Annotated in this window: 17 protein-coding genes; 8 read left to right on the top strand and 9 right to left on the bottom strand. The window is 73.1% G+C overall.

Annotation, left to right across the window (positions count from 1 at the left end):
* Positions 1-87 precede the first annotated feature (87 nt).
* The 8 genes from ITJ54_RS11575 (at position 88) to ITJ54_RS11540 (ending at position 14,828) form a co-directional block, all read left to right on the top strand.
* Complete coding sequence (locus ITJ54_RS11575) at positions 88-2,253, top strand: ArnT family glycosyltransferase (RefSeq protein ID WP_194628421.1); 2,166 nt, start codon at positions 88-90, stop codon at positions 2,251-2,253.
* A 10-nt stretch (positions 2,254-2,263) separates the two neighbouring features.
* Positions 2,264-2,986 (top strand): response regulator transcription factor, encoded by a 723-nt coding sequence (locus ITJ54_RS11570; protein ID WP_323741698.1) that lies wholly within the window; start codon positions 2,264-2,266, stop codon positions 2,984-2,986.
* A gap of 11 nt (positions 2,987-2,997) precedes the next feature.
* Positions 2,998-4,482 carry a sensor histidine kinase gene (locus ITJ54_RS18330; protein ID WP_194628419.1) on the top strand — a complete coding sequence of 495 codons (1,485 nt, stop codon included), beginning with the start codon at positions 2,998-3,000 and terminating at the stop codon, positions 4,480-4,482.
* Positions 4,483-4,640: 158 nt separating this feature from the next.
* Positions 4,641-5,912, top strand: coding sequence for a bifunctional glycosyltransferase family 2/GtrA family protein (locus ITJ54_RS11560; RefSeq protein WP_194628417.1), 1,272 nt, complete (start codon positions 4,641-4,643; stop codon positions 5,910-5,912).
* 70 nt (positions 5,913-5,982) lie between these two features.
* Positions 5,983-6,696, top strand: a complete 714-nt coding sequence (locus ITJ54_RS11555; RefSeq protein WP_323741697.1) for a 3-keto-5-aminohexanoate cleavage protein — start codon at positions 5,983-5,985, stop codon at positions 6,694-6,696.
* A gap of 242 nt (positions 6,697-6,938) precedes the next feature.
* A complete protein-coding gene (locus ITJ54_RS11550; RefSeq protein ID WP_194628405.1) occupies positions 6,939-7,121 on the top strand; it encodes a hypothetical protein in 183 nt (60 codons plus the stop codon).
* A gap of 304 nt (positions 7,122-7,425) precedes the next feature.
* Entirely contained in the window at positions 7,426-13,047 is a 5,622-nt protein-coding gene (locus tag ITJ54_RS11545; RefSeq protein ID WP_194628404.1) for a glutamate synthase-related protein, read from the top strand.
* The gene (locus ITJ54_RS11540) at positions 13,044-14,828 is read left to right on the top strand and encodes a sulfite reductase subunit alpha (protein ID WP_194628403.1); all 1,785 of its coding nucleotides are present in this window, start codon (positions 13,044-13,046) and stop codon (positions 14,826-14,828) included. Before ITJ54_RS11545 ends, ITJ54_RS11540 begins: the two co-directional genes overlap by 4 nt.
* A gap of 260 nt (positions 14,829-15,088) precedes the next feature.
* Here the strand turns inward: ITJ54_RS11540 and ITJ54_RS11535 are convergent, their stop codons facing one another.
* From ITJ54_RS11535 to mvk, 9 genes are all read right to left on the bottom strand, one after another.
* Positions 15,089-15,451 (bottom strand): ATP-dependent DNA ligase, encoded by a 363-nt coding sequence (locus ITJ54_RS11535; protein WP_194628402.1) that lies wholly within the window; start codon positions 15,449-15,451, stop codon positions 15,089-15,091.
* A 1,155-nt stretch (positions 15,452-16,606) separates the two neighbouring features.
* On the bottom strand, positions 16,607-17,827 hold the full coding sequence (locus ITJ54_RS11530; protein WP_194628401.1) for an alpha/beta hydrolase family protein: 1,221 nt from the start codon (positions 17,825-17,827) through the stop codon (positions 16,607-16,609).
* Positions 17,824-18,729, bottom strand: a complete 906-nt coding sequence (locus ITJ54_RS11525; protein WP_194628400.1) for a hypothetical protein — start codon at positions 18,727-18,729, stop codon at positions 17,824-17,826. Before ITJ54_RS11525 ends, ITJ54_RS11530 begins: the two co-directional genes overlap by 4 nt.
* The gene (locus ITJ54_RS11520) at positions 18,729-19,184 is read right to left on the bottom strand and encodes a hypothetical protein (RefSeq protein WP_194628398.1); all 456 of its coding nucleotides are present in this window, start codon (positions 19,182-19,184) and stop codon (positions 18,729-18,731) included. The genes ITJ54_RS11525 and ITJ54_RS11520 overlap by 1 nt, the downstream gene beginning before the upstream one ends.
* A 64-nt stretch (positions 19,185-19,248) precedes the next feature.
* On the bottom strand, positions 19,249-20,412 hold the full coding sequence (locus ITJ54_RS11515) for a hydroxymethylglutaryl-CoA synthase (protein WP_194628396.1): 1,164 nt from the start codon (positions 20,410-20,412) through the stop codon (positions 19,249-19,251).
* Positions 20,409-21,488, bottom strand: coding sequence for a hydroxymethylglutaryl-CoA reductase (locus ITJ54_RS11510; RefSeq protein ID WP_194628394.1), 1,080 nt, complete (start codon positions 21,486-21,488; stop codon positions 20,409-20,411). Before ITJ54_RS11510 ends, ITJ54_RS11515 begins: the two co-directional genes overlap by 4 nt.
* Positions 21,475-22,563, bottom strand: coding sequence for a phosphomevalonate kinase (locus ITJ54_RS11505; RefSeq protein ID WP_194628392.1), 1,089 nt, complete (start codon positions 22,561-22,563; stop codon positions 21,475-21,477). The genes ITJ54_RS11510 and ITJ54_RS11505 overlap by 14 nt, the downstream gene beginning before the upstream one ends.
* Complete coding sequence (gene mvaD / locus ITJ54_RS11500) at positions 22,560-23,558, bottom strand: diphosphomevalonate decarboxylase (protein ID WP_228509305.1); 999 nt, start codon at positions 23,556-23,558, stop codon at positions 22,560-22,562. The genes ITJ54_RS11505 and mvaD overlap by 4 nt, the downstream gene beginning before the upstream one ends.
* Positions 23,558-24,535: a mevalonate kinase gene (mvk, locus tag ITJ54_RS11495; RefSeq protein ID WP_194628390.1), complete on the bottom strand. Its 978-nt coding sequence runs from the start codon at positions 24,533-24,535 to the stop codon at positions 23,558-23,560. Before mvk ends, mvaD begins: the two co-directional genes overlap by 1 nt.
* Positions 24,536-24,571: the final 36 nt, after the last annotated feature.

The following is a 24,571-nucleotide window of genomic DNA, read 5'->3' as shown; positions in this document are numbered from 1 at the left end:
TCGCCTGTGGAGCGGGTAAGGAAGCGTCTTAGGGATCGCATAGGGAGCGCAGAGAACCGGCCCGGTTCCGCCCGTCACGCTCCTGCCATGACCACGTACCCGATCCCCGTGTCCGACCGACGCGACCATGCGCACCCCGCGCCGGCCGCCGCGCGTCGCAAGCCGCTCGCCCGGCTCCTCCTCGGCGAGCGCGAGGACGCCCGCTGGCTCCGGCCGGCGTTCTGGGCGCTCCTCGTCCTCACCACCGTCGTGTACCTCTGGGACCTCAGCTCCTCCGGGTACGCGAACTCGTTCTACGCCGCTGCCGTGCAGGCCGGCACGAAGTCGTGGGAGGCGTTCTTCTTCGGCTCGCTCGACTCGTCGAACTTCATCACGGTGGACAAGCCACCGGCCTCGCTCTGGGTGATGGTGCTCTCTGCTCGGCTGCTCGGGTTCTCCAGCTTCAGCCTCCTGCTCCCCCAGGCGCTCATGGCCGTCGGGTCGGTCGCGCTCGTGTGGGGCACGGTCCGCCGGACGCTCGCCCGCCTCGGCACCACGACCGCGTACGTCGGCGCGCTCCTCGCCGGCTTCGTCGTCGCTGCCACCCCGGCGGCGGCGCTGATGTTCCGCTTCGACAACCCGGACGCGCTCCTCGTGCTCCTCATGACCGCCGGCGCGTACTGCACGGTGCGGGCGCTCCCGACGGGCAGCTGGCGGTGGATCGCGCTCGCCGGCGTCGCGCTCGGCTTCGCGTTCCTGACGAAGATGCTCCAGGGACTCCTCGTGCTGCCGGCCTTCGGGCTCGTCTACCTCATCGCCGCGCGCACCACGTGGCCGAAGCGGGTCGTCGGACTGCTCGTCGCCGCGGGCTCGCTCGTGGTCGGTGCCGGCTGGTGGGTCCTCGCCGTGGCGCTCTGGCCCGCGTCTGCCCGTCCGTACATCGGCGGGTCGACGAACAACACCGTGCTCGACCTGGTGTTCGGCTACAACGGCCTCGGCCGGATCTTCGGCGGCTCGGGCAACGGCGGCGGCGGCGGTGGCATGACGGGCGGCACCGCGGGCTCGTCGTTCGGCGGCTCGACCGGGCTGAACCGGCTGTTCTCGTCCGAGATGGGACTGGAGATCTCCTGGCTCCTGCCCGCGGCGCTCCTGGCGCTCGTGCTCGGCCTGGTCGTCGTCGGCCGCCGGAAGCTCGACGACCCGGTCCGCGCCGGCCTGGTCCTGTGGGGCGGCTGGCTGCTGGTCACGGGGCTCGTGTTCTCCTACATGTCCGGCACGATCCACCCGTACTACACGGTCGCGCTCGCACCGGCCATCGCGGGTCTCGTGGGCACAGGAGGCGCCCTGCTCTGGGACGCCCGGCACCGGATGACCGGCCGCCTGGGACTCGCGGGCATGATCGGCGTCACGGCCGCCTGGGGCTGGTGCCTGCTCGACGAGGACCCGACGTGGCTGCCGTGGCTCCGTTGGGTGATGCTCGCCGGCGGCCTGCTGTCCGCGGCCGCGATCGTCGTCGGCAGCGTCCCGTCGCTCCGCGAGCTCGTCACCGTCGGTGTCCTCGCCGGCACGCTCTTCGGCCTCACCGGCACCACCGCCTACGCGCTGGCCACCACCACCGTCGCGCACTCCGGCTCCATCCCCAGCGTCGGTCCGGCGGGATCGTCCGGCGGCGGGATGGGCGGGGGTGGCATGCCGGGAGGCTCTGGAGGCCCCGGCGGATCGGCCGGCGGACCGCAGACCGACGGCTCCGACAGCGACGGCGACTCCCAGCAGGGTCCCGGCGGCCAGCCGCCGACCGGCACGATGCAGGAGATGCCGGACGGCACGACCGGCGAGGCGCCCGGGAACGGGACGTCCGACGCAGAGTCGGGGACGAGCCTCCCGTCCGACAGCGGTGCGCGCTCGGCGGACGGTGGCGGCATGGGCGGCGCGAGCGCGTCGACGTCCTCGGCGCTCACGAAGCTGCTCGCCGCGACCGACACGACGTGGGCCGCGGCCGTCAACGGGTCGCAGTCCGCGGCGCAGCTGGAGCTCGACAGCGACACCGCCGTGATGGCGATCGGCGGTTGGTCGAGCGACCCGACGCCGACGCTCGCCGAGTTCAAGGCCGTCGTCGCGGCCGGCGACGTGTCGTACTACATCGCCTCCGGCAACGGCGGCGGCATGGGCGGTGGGTCCTCCACGGCGAGCGCCATCCAGGAGTGGGTCGCGGCGAACTACGACGCCACCACGGTCGGCGGGCAGACCGTCTACGACCTGACGAGTGGGAAGTAGGCTCGGCGCGATGTCCGACCGACCGCTGCAGCGCACCGACGGGTCGCCCGTCCGGGCCCTCGTCGTGGACGACGAGCACGCGCTCGCCGATGCCGTCCGCCTCGCGTTCGAGGCGGACGGCTGGTCGGTGCGCACCGTCCACCGGGGCCGCGACGTGCTGTTCGCGGCGCGGGACCACCAGCCGGACGTCATCGTGCTCGACGTCATGTTGCCCGACATCGACGGGTTCGAGGTCCTCGACCGACTCCGCGATGCCCGCGACGCGGTCCGGGTGCTGTTCCTGACCGCGCGGGACTCGTCCGAGGACCGGCTCGTGGGCCTGACGCGCGGTGGTGACGACTACCTCACCAAGCCGTTCGGCGTCGCGGAGCTCATCGCCCGGGCACGGATCCTCGCCAGGACGTCGCCCCGGGTCTCCACCGCGAGCGGCAGCACGGCGATCGTCGTCGGCGACCTGGAGCTCGACGAGGACGCCCGGACGGTGACGCGCGGCGGGGAGGCGATCGAGCTGACCCCGACCGAGTTCGAGCTGCTGCGGTACCTGGCGCGGAACGCGAACCGGGTGCTGCCGCGGGAGAACATCCTGGCGAACGTGTGGGGCATGGACTTCGGGTCGTCGTCGAACCTCGTCGACATGTACGTGTCGTACCTGCGGAGGAAGGTCGACCTCGGGCGGTCGCCGCTCGTGCACACGGTGCGTGGGGCCGGGTACGTGCTGCGGCCGGTGTCGTGAGGGTGCTCAGGGTGCAGCGGCGGGGCCGGGCACCGTCGCTCCGGTGGCGGATCGTCGGGGCGGTGGCGCTGCTGCTCGTGCTGACGAACGTCGTCGTCGGCGTCGTCACGGTCGTGGCGTACCGCGGGTACCTGGTGGGTCGGCTGGACGCGGAACTCTCCACGGCGGCGGACCGGACGCTCGGGCCCGGAGACGGACGGCAGCCACCACCTGGGGCTGGCTCTGGGTCGTCCGGCTCCGGGTCGCAACCGGACCCGGACAACGCCTTCATCGGGGCACCGGGGCAGGCTGCCGGGACGATCGTCGGGATCTACCGGGAGGGCTCAGCGGTCCTCGCCGGCTACACCGACGCCGCGGGCGTGCAGCACCGGCTGTCCACGGCCCAGCAGCGGACGCTCGCCACCGTCGACGCCGACCACGGGCCGGTCACGATCACGCTCGGGTCGCTCGGCACCTACCGGGCGCAGGCGATCGACTCCGGCAGCGACGTCTTCGTCACCGCGCTCCCCCTCGGCGACCTGCGGGCCTCGGTCGTCCGGCTCGTGGCGGTCATCGGCAGCGTGACGCTCGTCGGGTTGGCCGTCGCGGTGTGGGCGGGCGCGATGCTCGTCCGGCGGTCGTTGCGGCCGCTCGAGCACGTCGCCGCCGTGGCGTCGAGCGTCACCGGACTCGACCTGGAGCGCGGCGACACCGCGATCCCCGTGCGCGTGGCCCCCGCTGACCTCGTGCGGAACCGCGAGGTCGGGGCCGTCGGCACCGCCCTGAACCGCCTGCTCGGCCACGTGTCCAACGCGCTGACTGCCCGCCGCGACGCCGAGGCCGGCATGCGGACCTTCATCGCCGACGCCTCGCACGAACTCCGGACCCCGATCGCGACCGTCCGCGCGTACGCCGAGCTCTCGTCGTCCTCGACGGACGTCGACGCCATCCACCGCAACGTCGACCGGATCGGGCAGGAGTCCATCCGGATGGGTGCGCTCGTCGAGGAGCTGCTGCTCCTCGCCCGACTCGACGCGGCCGCCGCCCCGGCCCGCGCACACGCCCCAGTCGACCTGACCGCGCTCGTGGTCGAGGCCACGATGGACGCGCGGACGACCGCTCCGTCGCACCGGTGGACGCTGCAGGTCGACGACGACCCCGTCACGGTGTCCGGTGACGTCGCCCAGCTCCGCCGCGTGGTGACGAACCTGCTCGCCAACGCCTGGACGCACACCCCGGCGGAGACGGCGGTCGTCGTGTCGGTGCAGCGCGTGCCGGGCTCCGACCCCGCGGTCGTGCGGCTCGTGGTGGCGAACGACGGGCCGCCGATCCCCGCCCCGGCGCTGCCGTCGCTGTTCGACCGCTTCACCCGGGGCGAGGCGTCCCGCTCCCGGGAGCACGGCACGAGCGGCCTCGGACTGGCGATCGTGCGCGCGGTCGTCGAGGCCCACGGCGGTTCCGTGCGGGCGGCGTCAGAGCCAGGCCGCACGGCGTTCACGGTGACCCTGCCCGCGTAGCCGGGGCGGCGCCGGTCCCCTGGACCGCCGGACGGGAGGGTCGTTGCGGGCCCGCACCGAGCCTCCCGTCCATCTCGCCGTCGTCTGCCTGCCGGTTCTTACCGTGACCACAGGAGCGTGCTGCCGTCCCCATCGCCGCGCTGCCGAACCTGAGCAGCATGACGGAGACGAACCAGCCCCTCGACATCGACATCGACATCGTCGTCCCCTGCCACGACGAGCAGGACACCCTCGCGGCGCATGTCCGACGCCTGCACCAGTTCTGTCGCACCTCGCTGCAGCACACCTGGCGCATCACCATCGCCGACAACGCCTCGACCGACGACACCGCCCGCATCGCCGACGACCTCGCCGCGATGCTCGACGGGGTCCACGCCGTGCACCTGCCGGAGAAGGGACGAGGACGCGCGCTGAAGGCCGTGTGGAGCGCGTCCTCGGCCCGCGTGCTGGTCTACCTCGACGAGGACCTGTCCACCGACCTCGCTGCGCTCGAGCCCCTCGTCGCGCCGCTGCTGTCCGGGCACTCCGACATGGCCATCGGCACCCGTCTGGCCGGGGCCTCCCGGGTCGTCCGCGGCGGCAAACGGGAGTTCATCTCCCGCTCGTACAACCTGCTGCTCCGGAGCACGATGGGGGTGTCCTTCAGCGACGCCCAGTGCGGCTTCAAGGCCGTGACCAGCGCGGCGGCGGAACACCTGCTGCCCCTCTGCGAGGACGACGCGTGGTTCTTCGACACCGAGCTGCTCGTCCTCGCCGAACACGCGGGGCTGCGCATCCACGAGATCCCGGTGGACTGGGTGGACGACGTGGACTCGTCGGTGCACATCGCCTCGACCGCGACCGAGGACCTCAAGGGGATGTGGCGGGTCTCCCGCGGTCTCGCGACCGGCAGGATCCCGATCAGACCGGTCTACGAGGCGATCGGACGGCGGCCGTTCGCGACCCCGCACGTCGGCATCCTCGGGCAGGTCCTGCGGTTCGGCGCGATCGGCGTCGCGTCGACCATCGCCTTCGCGCTGCTGTACGCGCTGCTCCGTCCCGCCCTCGGCGCCCAGACGGCGGACTTCCTGGCGCTGCTCGTGACGGCGGTCGGCAACACGGCCCTGAACCGTCGCTTCACCTTCGGCATGCGCGGTCGCGCCGGCGCTGGCCGACACCAGATGCAGGGGCTGGTCGTGTTCGGGATCGCCTGGGCGATCACGTCCGGGTCGCTCGTCCTCCTGCACGCCTCCACGCCGGACGCGTCGCACGGGGCGGAGATCGCCGTCCTGACCGGTGCGAACCTGATCGCCACGCTGGTGCGCTTCGTGCTGTTCAAGGCCTGGGTGTTCCGCGCCCGGCGCCGCCCGTCCGTCGTCCCGCGTGGGACTGCCCCCGCGGAGGCGGCCACCGAGGCGCTCCCGGTGGTGCACGGCGGCACGGCGCGCTGACCCCGGTGCCCTCGCTCCGGGCGCGACGTGGGACGCACGCGGTCACCGTCCACTCCGTAGGCTCATGCCGGTGACCGACCTGCAGATCGCGCTGAACGGCGACACCGACCACCCCGCGATGCCCCGGACCGCCGAGGAGATCGCCGCGGACGCCGCCGCCTGCGTCGCCGCCGGAGCGACGCTCCTGCACCTGCACGCGTTCGACGACGACGGGCACGAGTCCCTCGCGGCGGGCCCGGTCGGCCGGATGCTCGACGCCGTCCGACGCTCGTGCCCGGGCATCCCCGTCAACGTCACGACCTTCGCCGAGATCGTCCCCGACCCGCGGGAGCGGATGGCGCTGATCAGCGAGTGGACCGTCCTGCCCGACCTCGTCGCGGCGAACCAGGGCGAGGAGGGCGTCGACGACGTCACGGCACTGCTGGCCGGTCGTGGCGTCGGGGTCGAGGCCTGCGTGCTGTCGCTGTCCGACGTGGACCGGTTCCTCCGCGCGGGGAACGCCTCCCGCTTCGTCCGACTCGTGATCGAGCCGCTCGAGGACGACCCGGCGGACGCCGTCGCCCTCGACGCCGAGATGGAGGCCCTGGTCGCCGCAGCGGGCATCGACCTGCCGCAGCTGCACCACGGCGTCGGGATCGCGTCCTGGTCGGTGAGTCGCCGGGCGATCGCACGGGGGCACGCCATCCGGACGGGGATCGAGGACACCGCGGTGCTCGAGGACGGCAGCCCGGCACTGTCGAACGTCGCGCTCACCAGGGCGGCAGCGGCGCTGATCGGCCACTGACCGGCGGTGTCAGACCCGAACGCGCCCGACACGGACGTCGCACCGTGCGCGCTGCTCCGTTCCGTGAGCGGTTGTCCACCCCGTGCGGCCGCGCAACCTCGCACCATGTGGTCAAGGTCGCACCGGGCACGCCCGCGCCAGGCACCGCTCGCACCAGCCACCGCCCGGCCCGCGTGAGTACCGTGGCGATCCCGAGACACGGACCGTACGTCCGCCGCTCACCATCTGCGAAGGAGCAGCGCATGACCGACACCACCGCATCCGACAGCAACGCGCACGACAGCACGCCGGACCCCGAGGGCACCGAGAAGCCCGGCGGTCTCGGCAAGGACGGCACCATCCCCGACCACCCCGAGGGCGTCGCCGTGGGGTTCACCGAGGACGGCTCGCACTTCAACCAGGAAGAGGACGAAGGCGCCGAGTAGCCCTGGCGACACCGCACCACCGGAACCGGTCCGAACCGCGCACATCCGCGGCTCGGACCGGTTCCTGCTGTCCCACGCCGAACGGCACCAGCCGCACGAGGCCCACCGGCACCGAGCCCCACCAGCCACGACGCGCCACCGCCCGCCCGACGGTGTTGCGCCCGCGGTATACCAGCCCGTAGCATCGCCTCACCGCACCACCCCCACAGGGCCCGACTGCCACCCACCGGTCTGCCCGCGGCGAGCGCTCCACCGTTGCAGCCTCCGTCGTCCGCTGCTGGCACCCGCTCCACTGGACACGCTCGTGAACCCCTCCCCCTTCGGTCTCTACGACCCTGCCCGCGAATCCTCCGCCTGTGGCGTCGGCTTCATCACCCGTCTCGACGGGACGCCGAGCCACGACGTCATCCGCAAGGGCGACGAGGCGCTCTGTGCGATCCCGCACCGCGGTGGCAAGTCCTCCGAGGGTGTCGGGGACGGCGCGGGCGTCAGCATCGACCTGTCGGTGGAGTTCTTCAGCGCGCTCACCGGCGAGCCGCTCCGGGCCGGCCACTTCGGCGTCGCGAACTGCTTCGTCCCCACCGACCCGACCGAGCGCGCCGCGGCGGAAGAGACCGTCGCGGACGCCATCGCGACGCAGGGCTTCGAGCTCCTCCTGGTCCGCGACGTCCCCGTCGACCACACGGTCGCGCGCCCCGAGGCCGAGCAGTACCAGCTCCCCGTCGTGCAGTGGGTCTTCCGCGCCCCCGAGTCCTGGCCCCGCGCCGAGGTCGACGCCGCCGCGAACCGTGCCCTGCTCGCGATCGAGGCCGTCTCCTACGGTCAGGCCGCCGAGCAGCACCTCGAGCACGCCGCCCTGTCGCCGCTGTCGCTGAGCGCCCGCACGCAGGTGCTCAAGGGCCGCCTGAACTCCGGCGAGGTCATCGGGTACTTCACCGACCTCCGCGACCCGCGGCACTCGGTCCGCACGCTGTACTTCCACACCCGCTTCTCGACGAACACCGAGCCGCACCCGACGATGGCGCAGCCGTTCCGCCTGATGGCGCACAACGGCGAGCTCAACACCGACCGGAAGAACCGGCTGTCCGACGAGGCGCTGGCGCGTGCCCGCACCCGGAGCATCGTGCGCCCGCCCGGCCAGTCCGACTCGAGCCGCCTCGACCAGACGCTGCAGAGCCGGGTGTTCGACGACGGGCTCGAGATCGTCGAGGCCGTGGTGACGCTCATGCCGCCGGCGTGGGAGAACGACCGCTCGCTGACGCCCGACGTCCGGGCGATGCTGGAGTACTTCTCGCTGTACGAGGAGAAGAACGACGGCCCCGCCGCGGTCATCTTCAGCGACGGCGACGTCGTGGGTGCCCGGCTCGACCGCCTCGGGCTGCGGCCGCTGCGCACCGTGCAGACCTCGGAGTACCTCATGGTCTCGTCGGAGTCCGGCCAGGTGACGTTCCCCGACGACGAGGTCGTGCACCGCGGCCGGATCGAGGCCGGCGGCATGCTCGTCGTCGACCACCGCACCGGCAGCCTGATGCGCACGGGCGAGGTGCTGGCGATGCTCGCTGCCCGCCGCGACTACGAGACCCTCCTCGACGCAGCGCGGGTGAACCTCGACGACCTGCCCGCGCCGGACTACGACCGCACCACGACCACCCTCGGCTACGACGGCGACCTGTCGCTGCAGGGCCGCTACGTGGCGTACTCGCTGAACCAGGAGAGCTTCCGGTTCATGCTCGACCCGATGCTGCAGAACGGCTCGGAGCGGATCTCGGCGATGGGCTACGGCAACGCCATCAACGCGCTCAGCGACACCGAGGGCGGCATGGCGAAGTACTTCTCGCAGCGCTTCGCCCAGGTCACGAACCCCCCGCTGGACTCGATCCGCGAGGCCGACGGCATGAGCATGCGCGTGACCCTCGGCAGCAAGCCCGACGGCACCGGCAGTGCCACCAACCCAGGCAGCGCCACCAACCCCGGCAACGCCACCGGTCCTGGCAGCGCCACCGGCACGCCCACCCGGCAGCTCGTCGTGGAGTCGCCGGTCCTCGGCCACCTCGACATGGTCCGCCTGCGCGACCAGGACGTCGTGCCGCTCGAGCGCTTCGACATGCTCTACACGCCCGTCCGCGACGACGAGCAGGGCAACGCCGACGCGATGCGCGCCGCCGTGCTCCAGCTCGCCGAGGACGTCGTCCGCTTCGCCGAGCACACCGGCGGCATCGCGGTCGTCTCGGACCGCGAGGTGTCCTCCACGCGCGCTCCCCTGCCCGTGATCCTGGCGGTCGCCGCCGTGAACCAGCGGCTCATCGAGACCGGGCTGCGGCTGCGGGTCTCCGTGGTCGCCGAGTCCGGCCAGCTGCCGTCGTCGCACCACGTCGCGACGGCGCTCGGCTTCGGGGCCGCGGCGGTCTACAGCCTCTCCGCCCGCCTGCGTGCCGAGGAGAAGTACCCGGCAGCGCCCGCACCGGCCGGTGAGCTGACCGCGACGGACCTCGCGCTGAAGCAGTTCCGGAAGGCCGCAGAGAAGGCCCTCGCGAAGACGATGGGCCGCGTCGGCCTGTGCACGGCCGAGAGCTACATCGGCGGCGAGTTCTTCGAACCGAACTACCTCGACACCCGCGACGACCTGTTCGCCCGCGTCTTCCCGCACATGCAGGCCCCGGTCGGCGGGGTCGGCTTCACCCGCATCGCGCAGGCGGCGACCGACTGGCACGAGCGCGCCGTCGCCGTGCAGGGCGACACCCAGGTGCCGCTGCTCGGCCTGTTCAAGGAGCGCTCGGACGGCGCCGGGCACTCGTTCGGCGTGGCATCGGTCCGCGGCTTCGGCGGCATGACCGAGGAGCGGCCGTCCTTCGAGCGCGCCGGCGACTCCGAGGCACTCCGCCTGCTCACGCTCGGCCAGCTCGACGACGCCTTCGGCATCACCGACGCCGCGTACCGCAACACCGGCTACGACCGGCTCAGCACGGCCGAGATCGACGCGTTCCGCATCACGCCCGGCTACCGCACGTTCCTGCAGACCACACACGAGGAGCGCTCCCGCCGCCCGAGCGCCCTCCGCGACGTGCTCGCGCTCCCCGCCGACGTCACGGGCATCGACACGGCAGAGGACTTCGCCCGCGAGCTCGGCCGGTTCTCGCTGACCGGCAACAGCAGCGTCACGGTGCGTGGGCTGCTCGGCTCACGTCCGTCTGCTGACGACAGCCGGTCGGGAGGCCCGGCTCGGTTCCGCCTGGAGCTCACGTCCACGGCGTCGCTGGGTGCGCTGCGCCACCAGGCCCTCGCGGACGGGCTCGGCCTGCTCTTCCCCGGCCAGGTGGACGTCGACTCCGTCGACGCCGACCAGGTGACGCTCCGCGCCACCGGCTCCGCCGTGGACCTGCTCGGGCTGCTCGAGAGCGCCCCGGCGAGCGTCGAGCTCGACGAGGTCCAGCCGGCACACGAGATCACCAGGACCCTGGCGTCCGGGGCGATGAGCCACGGCGCACTCGTCGCGACCGCGCACGAGGCCGTCGCGCACGGCACGAACATGGTCGGTGGGATGTCGAACAGCGGCGAGGGCGGCGAGCACCACACCCGTTACGGCACCATCCGCGGCTCGCGCATCAAGCAGTTCGCCTCCGGCCGGTTCGGCATCTGGGCGGGCTACCTCGCCGACCCGATGCTCGAGGAGCTGGAGATCAAGATCGGCCAGGGCGCGAAGCCGGGCGAGGGCGGCCAGCTGCCCGCGGCGAAGGTCACGGTCGACATCGCCGCGGCACGTGGTGGCACCCCGGGCGTCGAGCTCATCTCGCCGCCGCCGCACCACGACACGTACTCGATCGAGGACCTCGCGCAGCTCATCCACGACTGCAAGGCCGCCCGGGTGCGCGTGATCGTGAAGCTGGTGTCCTCCGAGGGCATCGGCACGATCGCCGTGGGCGTCGCGAAGGCCGGCGCGGACGTCATCAACGTCGCCGGGAACACCGGCGGCACGGGCGCCGCAGCCGTCACGAGCCTGAAGTACGCCGGCCGTTCCGCGGAGATCGGCGTGGCCGAGGTGCACCAGGCCCTCGTCGCGAACGGCCTGCGCCAGAAGGTCGTCCTCCGCTGCTCGGGCGCGCACCAGACCGGCAGCGACGTCGTCACCTCGGCGCTGCTCGGCGGCGACTCGTTCGAGTTCGGCACCACCGCGCTGATGATGCTCGGCTGCGTGATGGCGAAGAACTGCAACGTGAAGTGCCCGGCAGGCCTGACCACGAACGCCGAGGCGTTCGAGGGCGACCCCCGCGCGCTCGCGCAGTACCTGCTGAACATCGCCCACGACGTCCGGCAGATCCTCGCCCGCCTCGGTCTGCGCTCCCTGCGCGAGGCCCGTGGCCGCACCGACCTGCTCCAGCTCCTCGACCACCCGGCGAGCGTCGGGCGGCTCGACGTGCGGGCGCTGCTCACGCAGGTGCCCGAGAAGGTCGTCACCGACCCGGAGTACCTGGAGAAGGACTACGCCACCGACGACGCGCTCATCGAGCGGGTCCGCGAGGCCCTGCTCGTGCGGCACGAGCACAGCGTGACGATCGACGGTGTGCTCCTCGGCAACGCGGACAAGTCCGTCGGCGGCCAGCTCGGCATCGACCTGGAGCGCGTCCTCAACCACGAGCTCGGGGCCGACGCGCTGCAGGGTGCCCCCGCAGTGTCGACCGACGACCGCGGACGTCGGCGGCTCGTCGACGGTGCCGTGACGATCCGCACGAGCGGGTCCGCCGGGCAGTCCTACGGCGTCTTCAACAACGACGGCGTGACGCTCGACCACACCGGCACCGCGAACGACGGCGTCGGCAAGAGCCAGAGCGGCGGGCGGATCGTCGTCCGCGCCCCCGGTGGCGGCAGCTCCGAGCGCGGCGGCAACGTCCTGGTCGGCAACTTCGCCCTGTTCGGCGCGACGGGCGGCAGGACCTTCGTGCAGGGTGAGGCCGGCGACCGGTTCGCCGTCCGGAACTCCGGCGCGACCGCCGTGGTCGAGGGCGTCGGCGACTTCGGCTGCGAGTACATGACCGGCGGCGCCGTGTTCAACCTCGGCGGCTTCGGCAAGGGCCTCGGCAACGGCATGTCCGGCGGCTTCCTGTACCAGTACGACCCGTCCGGCCGGGTGGCCGAGCGCGCGAGCACCGACTCGCTGCTCGTCTTCCCGGTGCTCGACACCGCACGCGGCGCCTTCCACGAGGACGCCGCCCGGCTGCTCCTGGAGTGGCACCTCGAGGCGACGGGCTCCGAGCTCGCCGCCCGGCTGCTCGCGGACTGGGCGACCACGCGGACGCACGTCTTCGTCGGCATGCCCCGGGCGCTCCTGCTCACGCAGGACGCCGACGCGATCCTGGCCGGCTCGACGCGGAACGAGCTGCTCGACGAGCTCGCCGTCTCGACCGCGACCGACAAGCTCCGCGCGTTCAAGCTCGACTACCGCGACCGCCGCACGGTGCTCGGCGGCCGTGCCCCCGCGCTCGGCGACCAAGGCGGCGACATGTTCTCGCTCCTGTCGTCGTACACGGTGCTCGGCGTCGCCCAGGACCTGGCGCTCGAGCGGGTCCCCGGTGCCGTCGGTCCGGCCGACCCCCGCGTGCTCGAGGCCGTGCGGAACCTGGTGCTCACCGAGGACTTCTTCGTCAAGCAGCGGGTCGTGAAGTACCTCCGCGGCACGCTCGAGCGGTTCGCGGACGACCAGCTCGCGACCCTCATCGCCGTCAAGCGCCTCGACGACCACAAGCGTGCGCTCACGCAGCGGAACAACCGCAGCATGGACGCTCCCGGCACCACGGGCTGGATCATGCACCAGAACGCCAAGAACGACGGCCGGCTGCACGAGGCCCGCTTCGATGAGCTCCTCGCCACCGCGGCACTCGAGGACATCGCCCGTCGTGCCCCGCAGGCCCCGGCCGAGGCGGTGACCGCGTGAGCGTCCTGCCCCCGACCGGGCAGCTGATCCCGGTCGACGCCCCGTTCTCCGCCGCGCAGGAGTCCTGGCTCGCCGGGTTCATCGCGGGCATCGCCGCCGCCGGCACCACCACGGCCCCGAGCACGCCGACCACCACCGTCGACGTGCTGTTCGGCACGCAGACCGGCAACGCCGAGTTCCTCGCCGACCAGCTCGTGGCCGGTGCGACCGCCCGCGGGCTCGGCGGCCGGGCCCGTGCGCTCGACGACGTCACGCCGGAGGAGCTCGCCGGGATGTCGCACGTGCTCGTCGTCACCTCGACGTACGGCGAGGGCGAGATGCCCGACAACGCCGGCCTGTTCTGGGACGCAGTCCAGGCGAGCACCGTGCCCCGCCTCGACGGCCTGCAGTACGCCGTCCTCGGCCTCGGCGACACGAGCTACGACGAGTTCTGCCAGGCGGCGAAGCTCCTCGACACCCGGTTCGAGCAGCTCGGCGCCACCCGGGTCCACGAGCGGGTCGACTGCGACGTCGACTTCGAGGACCCCGCCGCCCTCTGGACCGCCGCCGTCCTCGACCGCATCGCCACGGAGACCGGGGCGACGGCCGGGACCGGCGCGACCGGTCCGGCGACCACGGGCACGACCGCAGCCGACGGGGCGGCGGCGACCCGGGCCTCCCGTCCGGGTTCGCAGTGGTCCAAGCGCAACCCGTACCCGGCGCGCCTGGTGGAGAACCGCCTGCTCTCCGACCCGCGGAGCGCCAAGGAGATCCGGCACTACGAGTTCGACCTCGGTGACAGCGGCATCACGTACGCGGCCGGCGACGCGCTGGCCGTGGTGCCCGTGAACGACGACGCCCTGGTCGACCACCTGCTCGAGCACCTCGGTGCCACGGGTGACGAGCTGTTCGACGGGCGCTCCGTGCGCGAACTGCTCCGCACCGACCGCGAGGTCCGGGCGCCGTCGAAGGACCTGATCGCCGACCTCGTGCAGCGGTCCCCGGCCAGCGAGCTCGCGGCCGTGGTGGCGCACGGCGACAAGCAGGAGCTCGACCGGTGGCTGTGGGGACGGGACGTGCTCGACCTGCTCCGCGACGCCGGCGACACGGCGCCGGGGCTCGACGAGCTGCTGCCGTTCCTCCGCCCGCTGCAGGCACGCCAGTACTCGATCTCGTCCAGCCCGCTCGCGCACCCGGACCGGATCCACCTGACCGTGGCGTCCGTGCGGTACGGCGACGACCACCGGAAGCACTCCGGGGTGGCGTCGACGCACCTGGCCGACCGTGTCCAGGTCGGCGACGAGGTCGGCGTGTACCTGCAGCCGAACGCGGCCTTCGGCGTGCCGGCGGACGGCGACGCCCCGTTGATCATGGTCGGACCGGGGACGGGCATCGCGCCCTTCCGCGGGTTCCTGCACGAGCGTGCCGCGAGCGGTGCGACGGGTCGCAACTGGCTGTTCTTCGGTGACCAGCACCGCGACACGGACTTCGTCTACGCGGACGAGCTCACCGCGCTGCAGGCTGACGGCGTGCTGACGCGTCTCGACCTGGCGTTCTCGCGCGACCAGGCGGAGAAGGTCTACGTGCAGACCCGGATGCGCGAGCAGTCACGGGAGCTGTACGCGTGGCTCGAGGACGGCGCGACCTTCACGGTGTGCGGCGACGCGTCCCGGATGGCGAAGGACGTCGAGGCCGCGCTGCTCGACGTCATCGCGACGGAACGCGGGCGGGGTGCCGACGACGCGGTCGACTACCTGGCCGACCTGCGCCGGGCGAAGCGGTACGTGCGCGACGTCTACTGATCGCCGTCGCGAGCACGAGGTGGTCGCCGCCCCCGGGTTCGGAACCCGAATCCTCTGCCGGGGACGGCGACCTCATCGCTCGATGCGCGCGGGAACCCCCTGATCCAGGTCTCCCGAGGCCCACGCGGCGCCCTGAGCCGGCGCAGGTCCGTGCATCGGGCGATGGACCATACGGTACGCGATGGTCCTGACGCGGTGGAACCCGTTGACGAAGAAAGTTCATGATGTTATACGTGCACGGGGCCGGACCGGTTGACGGGTCAGGCGTCGTCGGAGCCTGGTGCGACCGCTCGCGACCACGGTGAGTCGTCGGCGACGGTGGTGTCGGCCGGCTCGGGCGTGAGCACGAGTCCGGACCCGGACGACGCCGATGCGTAGAGCTGCTCGAGCCACGAGCGGTTGATCGAGGGCGTACGGCCGCCGGCGAAGCTGAAGTGCAGGCTCGCGTTCGGGTGCAGCCAGATGCTGCTGCGACCGTCCCCGTGCGTGACGTCGTCCTTCCACGAGAACACGAAGCGGTGGTCACGCCGCAGCAGGTTGACGATGACGATCTGCAGGTGCGTCAGGGCCCGGTCGTCGATGTGCAGGTCGAGTGCCTCGCCGGCGTAGATGAGCTGTCCCATGGCTCTGTCTACTCTCCTGTGCGTGCGGCCGCTGCCGGGTGTCCGCGGCGAGGGCCGGGCCGGACGGGATCGGGTGGGGTTGGGTTGGGCGGCTCCTGCGGTGGCGGGCGGATTCAGCGGGGGCGCGCTCAGCCGCGGGCCGCTGGGCGCCGGTTCCGAAATCGCGCGGTGACGGATCGGGTTCGCGATCCTCGGGCTTCGCCGACCGGATCCGTCAGCGCGCGATCGAGACACGGCTTGCCAGGCCGGCGGGCCGGCGGGCCGGCGGGCAGGCGGGGCAGCGGGGCAGCGGGGCTGGCAGGCGGGGCGGCGGGGCTGGCAGGCGGGCGGATCGGGGTCGGGGTCGGGCGCGTTCGGCTGGGGCGACCGCAGCGTGAGCGGGCGTGCTTGCGCATCAGCCGCCGGGCGGCGGATTCGAACTCGCGTGGTGACGAATCCGGTTCGCGATCCTCGGGCTTCGCCGACCAGATTCGTCAGCCCGCGAACGGGATACAGCCTGTCGGGTGGTGCAGCACCGGGCAGGGCCGGGCGGGGTCGGCCCTGCCCGGCGGGCGCATTGAGCCCTGGGCCGCCGGGCACCGGGCACCGGGCACCGGGCACCGGGCACCGGGCGGGATTGGAAATCGCGCGGTGACGGATCCGGTTCGCGATCCTCGGGCTTCGCCGACCGAATTCGTCAGCGCGCGCACGGGACACGGCCGGCGGGTCGGAGGGCGGGCGGGTCGGCGGGCGGGCGGGGTCGGCTTGGGCGGCCGCTGCATGAGCGTGCGCCCATGAGCCGCCGGGCGCCGGTTCCGAAATCGCGCGGTGATGGATCGGGTTCGCGATCCTCGGGCTTCGCCGACCGGATTCGTCAGCGCGCGAACGGAAGACGGCCTGCCGGGTGGTGCGGGCCAGGCCGGGCCGGGTCGAGCCGGTTTGGTCGAGCAGGAGGTCGGCGCGGCGGCTTGGGCGGCCGCCGCGGTGGCTGACCCATGCGGAAGGCACACTCGGGCGTGGTGCGCCGGCCGTGGGCCGCCGGGCACCGGGCGCCGAGCCCCAGGCGCCGGATCCGACATCGCGGGGTGACGGATCGGGTTCGCGATCCTCGGGCTTCGCCGACCGGATTCGTCAGCGCGCGATCAGGAAATGGCAGGGCCGGGCGGGGTGCGCGCGTCAATCGAGCGCGGCGCCCCATCCGGTGACCTGCGCGTCGAACCAGGCCGCGTCGCGGTTCCGCTCCCAGCCGTGCCCGGTCGGCTCGCTCACCGCCAGGGTCACCACGCCGGGGTGCTGCGCCGCGAACTGCTCGCTGAGCCGGAACGGCACGGTCGGGTCCCCCGGCGAGTGCACGACGAGCGTCGGCGGCAGGTGGTCGAGCGGCGGCGCGGACGGGTCGAGCACCCACGACAGCGCCCGGACGTCGACCGGCGACCGCAGTCCGACGAGCCGGCAGGTCCCCGGCGTGGCCATGCTGCCGAGCGCCAGGCGGACGACGACATCGGGCAGCCCGGAGCGTGCGGCTGCCGTCTGCACCGTCGTCGCCCAGTCGAGCGCGGGGGCGACCAGCACGAGCCCGACGATGCGTGCGCGGTGCGCCGAGTGCACAAGGAGTTCGCGGGTGATCGTCGCGCCCATCGACCAGCCGACCAGGACCAGCCGTTCTGCGCTGTGGGCGACGGCGTGGTCGAGGGCGGCCTCGACGTCGGGCCACTCGCGCGCTCCGAGGTGGGAGGCTCGAGCGTCCGACGGGGCCTCGCCGTCCCCGCGGAAGGACGGCACCAGCGAGGTCCAGCCGAGCGCGGTCGCCGCGGGGACGGTCCGGAGCGCGGTGACGCGGGTGGTGCGGATGCCGTGCACGTGGACGGCCCAGGTCCGGGACGCGGTGGTCCCGTCGTCGGCTGGCGGCGAGACCTGCCACGCGGGTGCCGGGCCCAGCGCCGTCGGGACGGCGACCTCGTTCCATGGGGTGCCGAGCACCGAGGGGTGGCGGAGCGCGTGGCCCGTCCAGCGGACCTCGGTGGGTGGCGCCCCGACGGTGTCGAGCACGGCGCGGCGGACGGTGCCCCGCGCCTCGTCGACGTCGAGCACCGGCCCGACCACGGTGTGCCCGACGACTGTGCGCCCGACGACAGCGTGCCCGACGACGCCGGCACCGGCGTCTCCGCCCTCGCCCTCGCCCTCGCCGTGCCACAGCCCGAACGTCCCCGCACTCAGCGTCTCGTCCGAGAGCGGCAGCGTGATCGACGACGCGTCCACGGCGAGCACCGGCGTCCACCGCTCCTGCCCGGGCAGCACGACCCGCCCCACGACCCGCCGGACGACGACGAGCAGGCCCAGCAGCACGACCACGACCAGGAGCACGACGAGCACCGCCACCACCACGCCCCCGCTCATCCGACCAGGCTCCGCGACAGCACTGACTCCGCCGACCGCACCTGCCCGGCCTCGGACGGCGTCAGCGTCTGCCCCTGCACCTCGGCGTCACGGATCGCGATCACCAGGTCGTAGGCCCGCACCCGTGGGTCCCCGCGCCGGCCCCGGTCGCGCAGGCCGTGCCGCCGGGCGATGCGCTCCAGCCGTCGACCGTGACGGACGTACTCGGCGTCACGGCTCCACCGCCGCATGGTCAGGGACGCCATGGCGGCCACGACGAGCACGATCCCGACGTAGAAGGGGGGGTCGAACAGGAAGCGCAGCACGACCCGGGTCGGTTCGTCGAACAGCTGGAAGTGGTCGGCCGCCATCGAGAGCAGCTGGTCGACGCTCGCCACCAGCACGAGCACGAGCCCGACCCGGAACACCACGAGCGCACCGGGACTCCGCAGGACGCCGCGCACCAGGGTCGACGCCGCGAGTGCCCCCACGACGCACATGTAGATCGTCCCGTACAGCCAGGTCGGGGTCTGGTGCAGCTCGTCGATGAGGAACGTGAACACCGTGCCGCCGCGGTCCTGGATGAACAGGAACGGCACCGTGAACGCCGCGAGCATCACGACGATCGAGCGCGGCCGCGCGAGCAGGGGCCGCTCGGGCAGGTCCTGGGTGCTCGCGCGGAGCATCAGCCAGAACGCGGTGGCGGCGAGCAGGTTCTGCGCGAGGTTGATGACGTTCGTGCCGCCGAGCAGCGCGTCGAGGTCCCGCTGGGGCACCACGCTGCCGAGCGTCAGGAGCCCGAGCGCGCCGACCCCCGTGGCCGCCCACGTGGCGCGGCCGCGGGGGTTCCGCCACACGTGCCGGGCTCGCAGCAGGAAGATCAGTGCCGCGCACCAGAAGGTGGCGGCGTGCAGGACGACCACTACCCGTAGGTCCGTTCGTCGGCGTCGACGGTACCGGCGAGCAGCACCTGCGCGAGGTCGTACGCGAACGCCTCGGCGAAGTGCTCGTCCGCACCACCGGCACCGACCAGGTCCGGTCGGTCATCGAGGGACCGCTGGCACACGTGTCCGCCGGAGACCCAGGTGTCGAAGCCGAGCTGCGTCGACGGCGGGGCGCCGGTGTCACCGCGGACCAGGTGCCCGAGCTCGTGCAGCACACAGTGCATCCGGTAGAGCGGCGGTGCAGTGGTCGGCACGAGGACCATCGCCTCGTGGTCGTGCTGCGCCACGAGGGCGGTCAGGCCGCCCCAGCTCGGTCCGTCGACGTCGACGACCCGGACGGGTTTGCCGACCCGTCCGGCGACGGCGTCGACGACGTCGGACAGGCGCGGGGCTGGCGGGAGCGACGCGACGAGGTCGCGGACCTGGTCGTGCATCGTCATCCCCTCGCAGTCGTCATGACAACGATACGGGAGGACCGGGGTACGCCCGTCCCGCGGCTCAGGCCGCGGGGGTGGTCGCCTCGTAGTGCCGCGCGCCGCCGAGCACGCCGGCGAACCGGAACGGGGCCGCCGTCACGCGGGGACGGGCGACGTCCTGGCTCGTCGCCGCGCCGTCGGCGTGCAGGGCGCGGTACGCGTCGACGGTCAGCGGCACACGGGCCTCGAGGTCGGCGCGGACGGCACCCTGGCGACGGTGGTCGCGGTACCCGGGGCGCACGACGCCGGTGATGAGCTCGCCGACGCTGCCCGAGCCGTAGCTGAACATCCCGATGCGGGTGCCGTCGAGGTCGTCGTCGAGGTCGAGCACCGCCGCGAGCGCGATCCAGAGCGACGCCGTGTAGGTGTTCCCGACCTGCCGGTTGTACGTGAAGCCGGTCTGCAGCTCGGTCTCGTCGAACGGCACGCCCACGTGCTGGGTGAGCTTGCGGTGGGCCTTGAGCGCCATCTTCGTGAAGGGCTGGTGGTGCACGAAGCGGTCGATCGTGTCGTAGGCCGGGCCCCCGCGCGCAGCGAGGTCGTCCCACGCGCCGATGAACGCGTCGACGTAGGCGCTGACGGACAGCCGCCCGTCGACCAGCGCGGTGGAGCGGTCGTTCGGCCGCCAGAAGTCGTCGACGTCCGCGGTGAACAGCCCGGACAGCGGCTCGATCTCGATCAGGTCGGGGTCGGCGGACACCAGGACCGCGACCGCGCCGGCGCCCTGCGTGGGCTCGGCGGCGGTGTCGACGTCGTAGCGGGCGACGTCGGCGGCGATGACGAGCACGCGCTCGTCGGGGTTCCGCGCGATGATGCCGAGCGCGAGCTGGAGCGCCGCGGCGCCGCCGTAGCAGGCCTGCTTCAGCTCGACGACGCGGACGGCCTGCGGCAGGCCGAGCAGCCCGTGCACGAAGACGCCGGCGGCCTTGGACTGGTCGATGCCGGACTCGGTGGCGAACAGCACCGTGCGGATCCCGTCGGAGCCGTGCCGGTCGATGACCTGCTTGGCCGCGGCGGCGCCCATCGTGACGATGTCCTCGTCGGGCGCCGGCACGCTGAAGGCGTCCTGCCCGATGCCGACGTGGTACTTCGCGGGGTCGACGCCGAGCCGCTCGGCCAGGTCGTCCAGTTCGAGCACGTGGTGCCCCGTCGCGACCGCCAGGTCGTGGATGCCGATGGCGCTCATGCTGCGTCGCCGCCCTTCGTCGTTCCGGCACGTTCCATGGCGACGTGCGCCGCCATGAGTTCACCGGGGTTGGTCTGCGCGGCGAGCAGGGACAGCTCGCCGCAGAGCACGGTCGCGGCGCAGAGGCCGGCGAGTCGCCGTGCGTTGAGGCCGGGCTCGCGGTCCTCGCGGCAGCCGAGGCGCACCAGGGCGTCCTCGACGACGGGCAGGTCGTTGCCCTTGCCGTTGCCGACCGTGCCGACGATGAGGTGCGGCAGCGAGCAGGAGAAGTACAGGTCGTCGCCGCGGGCCTCGGCGAAGGTGATGCCCTGCGAGCCCTCGACGATGTTCGCGGCGTCCTGCCCGGTCGCCAGGTAGAAGCCGAGCAGCATGTTGGCGTAGTGGGCGTTCGCGGAGCGCAGGGCCCCGGCGATCGTCGACCCGACCAGGTTCTTCGCGGTGTTCAGCTCCACGATGCGCTCGGTCGAGGACTTCAGGAAGCGCTCGACGACCATGCCGGGCAGGACGATCTCCGCGATCGTGTGCCGCCCGCGCCCGCGGATGCCGTTCACCGCCGTGGCCTTCTTGTCGGAGCAGAAGTTGCCCGAGATCGACACGTACGACAGGTCCGGCTCCCACGCCAGGATCGTCGGCAGCAGCGTGTCCGCGGCCTGCGTCACCATGTTGTGGCCGGAGGCGTCGCCCGTGGTGAACGCGAAACGCAGGAACAGCAGGTCCCCGACGATCTCCGGGTGCACCTCGATGAGCTTGGCGAACCGGCTCTGCCCGACGACGACCTGCTCGAGCTCGGCCTGGCGCGCCAGGATCCGTCCCGTGGCCATGTGTGCGGCGGCAGCGCTCGACGCCCGGACGACGACCGACCGGGTCATCCGCTCGTCGACGACCGTCGCGACGATGCCGCCCTCGACCATGCGCGAGATGCGGGCACCGCGGCCGACGGACGGCCACAGCGGCGACTCGTACGTGGCGAGGGGCACCTCGTGCTCGCCCTCGACCGCGTTCCCGCTGACCCGGATCGGACCGACCCAGCGGGTCGGGATCGGGGTCTGCGTGGTGGTCTTGTCAGCGGTGCGCATCGAGGGGGCCTTCCGGGGGTTGCACGGCGATGGTGAGGTGCCGGATGTCGTGGGCCTCCCACTCGCGGAGGATGCTCGGGATGTCGCCGTCCGCGGGGACGAGCGCGATGCCGCAGTCGCCGCCGCCGGCGCCGGACGGCTTGGCCGCCCCGCCGGCGCGCTCGACGACGTCGCAGAGCGTGGTCAGGCGGTCGGTCTCGATGCTCGAGCCGACGGAGTCGCCGAGTCGCTGCATGAGTCCGCGGGCCCGGCGGAGCGCGTCGAGTGTGCGCTCGGCGTCGCCGGTCTGGAGGCCCGTGGTCAGGTCGTCGACGCAGCTCCGGCTGTCGTCGAGGAACGTCGCGTAGCCGCCGTTGCGGTGCCGACGCACGGCGCCGACGAGCTTCGTGGTGGACGCCGGCGAACCGGTCCAGCCGACGAGCAGCCGCAGGTCCTCGGGCTCGGGCAGGCGTTCGACGTCGAAGCCCTCCCACGCGGCGGCGTCGTGCAGGATCTCCGACACGGTGCGGGACTCGAGGTGCTCGGCGAGACGCTCGCGGTCCGGGGCGCTGTAGCGGAGCCACCCGCCGAACGTGCTCGCGGCGAGGTCGCCGCCGGACGCGCGGGGGTTCACCCGGATGGTGGCGAGCAGGGCCGTCTGGAAGCGCTGGCGCTGGGTCAGCCCGAGGCCGTAGAAGCGGTCGAGGGCACCGACGGTCGCGACGGTCACGGCGGCGGACGACCCGAGGCCGAACTTGCGGCCGCTGGCGTCGTCGAGCTGGCTCATGATGCGCAGGTCGTGGAAGCGCGGCTCGATCCCGAGCTCGGCGCGGAGCTTCTCGACGAGGTCGATCGTCGCCATCACGTAGTCGTAGGGGTGGTGCTCGCGGTCGAGCGCCAGGCCGTCCTCGGCCCGGGTCCACGTCAGCGGCAGGTGTCCGTACTCCTCGGAGTGCACGCTGCCGGCGCCGTGGCCCTCGGCGACGGTGGCCGTGATGGCGCGGTCGAGGGCGATGAGCACGGACGGCTGCCCGGGCTCGACGACGGCGTACTCTCCGGCGACGAACAACTTGCCGTGGGCGCGGAACTCGATCACTCGGCGGTCTCCTTCTGGACGGGCTGGCTCCCCGTTCCTTCGGAGCGGACCACGCGCGCGGCGGGTCCTGTGCCGGACTCGATGACGTCGCCCAGGTGCCCGAGCGCGGACGCCACGGCACCGCGGTCCTCGGGCTTCGTGAGCACGACGACGTTGGGCCCGGCGTCGGCGGTGGCGTAGGCCTCGAGGCCGGATGCGCGCAGCTCGGCGACGGCGTCGAACACCGCGACGCTGCGGGCGGTGAGGTAGCGGATGGGCGGGAACGAGCCCTCGATCGTGGCGTGCATGCGGAGCGCGTTGCTCTCGGTGAGCTCGCCGACGCGGGTGAAGTCCCCGGCCGCGCAGGCGTCGAGCATGTCGGTCACGGTCGTGGTCGTCGACGTGACCCAGGCCGGGTAGAACGGCGACGTCGCGATGGTGCGGCGCATGGCCTCGCGCGAGCCGATCTCCTTCGGGCCGGAGTTGATCGTCACGACGACCATCGCCATCGGCGGCGCCGGGATCGTCTCGGCGAACGAGCCCTGGTCATCGCCCGCGTGCCAGACGGACACCCCGCCGGGGATCGACCGCGTGGCCGACCCCGACCCGCGCCGGGCGAGCCGGGACAGGTCGCGCTCGGACAGGTCGAGGCCGTAGGCCGCCGCGGCCGCCGTGGCGAGTGCCGCGAAGCCGGAGGCGCTCGAGGCCAGGCCGGCACCCGTCGGCACCGTGTTCGTCGACTCGACCGACGCGCGTGCGTCGCTCCCCGCCAGCTGCCGGACCAGGTCGAGGAACCGCTCGACGCGCGTCAGGGGACCGTCGTCGACGACGCGACCGTTCAGGACGAACGCATCACGGGCCTCCTGTCCGCTCTGCAGGGTGACGGAGGTCGTCGTCGGGAAGACGTCGAGGCCCATCGAGACGCTGCCCGTCGCGGGCAGCGCGAGGTCGGCGTCCGCCTTGCCCCAGTACTTCACGAGGGCGATGTTGGGGTGCGCGACGGCGGTGGTGGTCATCAGGCACGGTCTCCGATCCGAGTGGTCCAGGTGGCGGTGGCACCGGCGGCACGGAGCGCCTCGGCGATCCGGACCGCGTGGTCGCCGTCGGCGGCGAGGGTGAGGACGCAGCCACCCCGTCCGCCGCCGGTCAGCTTGGCGCCGAGGGCGTCCGCGCTGCGGGCGGCACCGACCAGGCGGTCGAGGTCGTCGCTCGACACGTCGAGGGTGGTCAGCAGTGCGTGCGCGGCGTCCATCGTGGCACCCAGCGCCTGGGCATCACCGTCCACCAGTGTCCCCCGTGCGCGTCGGGCCAGGTCGCCGATCTGTCCGATCACCGCATCGACCTCGGCGGGTGCCCGGTCGTGGTGCTCGCGGACGGCGGCGACGGCGTCACGGGTGTGGCCGGGGACGCCGGTGTCGGCGACCACGAAGACGAACTCCCCGGTGACGTCGACGGGCTCGATACGGCCGTCCTCGAACCACACGGGCACGTCGGCGACCACCCCGCGGGCGTCGAGTCCGGACGGCCGACCGTGGGCCACGCGTTCGCACTCCTGGATCAGGTCGTGGTGGGTCTGGGCGTCGAGCGTCACCCCGAGGGCGTCGGCGACGGCGGCCGTGACCGCAGCGGCGACCGCGGCGCTCGAACCCATGCCGCGGGCGGTCGGCACGTCGCTGTCGACCCGCACGTGGAAGTGCTGGTCCGTGACGCCGAGGTGCCGCAGGGTGGCGGTGACCGCCGTGACCGTGGGCATGACCGCGGCGGGGGCGAGGTCGAGCGGGCCGGTGTGCACGGCGGACTCGAGCCCGTGGCCGTCGCGGTCCGGGGTGGGCGTGACCGTGGCGGTGACCCGGACGTCGTTGACCGGGAGCACGAGGGCGGGTGCGCCGTACACCACGGCGTGCTCGCCGATCAGGATCGTCTTGCCGTGGGACGTCGACGAGCCGACTCGCGGGGTCGTTGTTCGTGCCGAGGCTGAGTGGTTGCTGGTCATCAGTGGTCCCGTCAGCCTAACGGCCTCGCTGCGCGC

Source organism: Curtobacterium sp. VKM Ac-2865 (assembly GCF_015350905.1).
Classification (GTDB): domain Bacteria; phylum Actinomycetota; class Actinomycetes; order Actinomycetales; family Microbacteriaceae; genus Curtobacterium.
The sequence above is the reverse complement of the archived record's forward strand: the minus strand, read 5'-3'. Positions and strand labels throughout refer to the sequence as shown.